Source organism: Xanthomonas hortorum (assembly GCF_011305375.1).
Lineage (GTDB): Bacteria > Pseudomonadota > Gammaproteobacteria > Xanthomonadales > Xanthomonadaceae > Xanthomonas > Xanthomonas hortorum_E.
On sequence record NZ_VCME01000051.1, the window covers coordinates 1 to 950 of the forward strand.

Annotated in this window: 1 protein-coding gene; it reads left to right on the plus strand. The window is 61.3% G+C overall.

The window, feature by feature from the left end:
• On the plus strand, nucleotides 1-950 hold a 950-nt coding region (locus tag FFY45_RS21860; RefSeq protein ID WP_176342031.1), incomplete at both ends, for a non-ribosomal peptide synthetase.

The following is a 950-nucleotide window of genomic DNA, read 5'->3' on the forward strand; positions in this document are numbered from 1 at the left end:
CAGCTACCCGGCGTGCAACTGCACAATCTTTATGGCCCGACCGAAGCCGCCATCGACGTCAGCTTCTGGGATTGCACTGCCAGCAACGATATCCCCGACAACACGCCGATCGGCACGCCGGTCGCCAACACGCAGCTCTATGTGCTCGATACGCATCTACAGCCAGTACCAATTGGTGTAGCGGGAGAGCTACATATCGGCGGCGTGCAAGTCGCACGTGGCTATCTCGATCGCCCTGAGCTCACTGCCCAGCGTTTCATTCCCGATCCCTTCCGCTCCGCGCAAAACGCGCAGCTCTACAAGACTGGTGATCTGGCACGTTGGCGCAGCGATGGCGTCCTCGAATACCTTGGCCGCAACGACGATCAGGTCAAGATCCGCGGGCTGCGTATCGAACCAGGCGAAATCGCTGCACGACTGGCAACCCATCCGCAGGTACGTGATGCAGTGCTGCTGGCCCGCACCGATCAACCCGGACGACTCCGCTTGGTGGCCTATTACCTCGCCACCACAGCGCTACCAATCGAAACACTGCGAAGCCATCTCGCCGCGCAACTCCCCGACTACATGGTGCCAGCTGCTTACGTGCACCTCGACGCGCTGCCACTGACGCCCAACGGCAAGCTCAATCGCCGCGCCCTGCCCGCGCCAACCGAAGAGGCCTTGGCAACACGCGACTTCGTGCCTCCGCAAGGACCAACCGAGAACATCATTGCAGCACATTGGTGCGAGCTACTCGGAGTACAACACGTCGGTCGCGACGATCAGTTCTTCGCGCTCGGCGGACACTCGTTGCTGGCGATCCATCTGATCGAACGCTTGCGCGCCGATGGGTTGCAGGCCGAAGTGCGCAACCTCTTCGCCAGCCCCACCCTGTCCGGTTTTGCCGCAAGCCTGCACAACACGACAACTACCAACACCACGCTAGTCATCCCACCCAACCGCATCAC